We start from the raw sequence: 443 nt of genomic DNA, 5'->3' as shown, positions 1-443 counted from the left end.
GTGGACGATCGCATCTGCGCCGGTGGCCAGCAGATCGTCGACACCGCCATAGCCCCAGGATACGCCGATCGCCCGTGCGCCGGCCGCCTTTGCCATCATCATATCGTAAACCGCATCGCCGATGACAACCGTATCAGCCGGATCGATGCCGGTTTCGCGGCAGCATTCGAGCACCATGGCCGGATGGGGTTTGGAGGGGCAATCGTCGGCGGTACGGCTGACGAAGAAATATTTTTGGAAACCGTGGGTCTCGACGATCAGGTCGAGGCCGCGGCGTGACTTGCCGGTGACGGCGCCCAGCAACAGTTCCTCGCGGGTGACAAGCGTGGCCATCACATCGGCGATACCGTCGAACAGCGGCTCCTCGAAACCGGGTTCGGCGCGTACGGTGCCGAAGATCGACTTATAGTGGGCGGTTATGCCCGCGACGCGCTGATCGACAT

At 62.5% G+C, this 443-nt stretch carries 1 protein-coding gene; it reads right to left on the bottom strand.

What is annotated here, in order from left to right; genetic code table 11:
• The coding region (locus AC1D0P_RS29735; RefSeq protein ID WP_477680018.1) for an HAD-IA family hydrolase at positions 1–443 on the bottom strand (443 nt) is incomplete at both ends.

This window comes from Polaromonas sp. P1_G2 (assembly GCF_056405515.1).
Note: the sequence above shows the minus strand (reverse complement) of the source record. Positions and strands in the feature narration are given on the sequence as shown.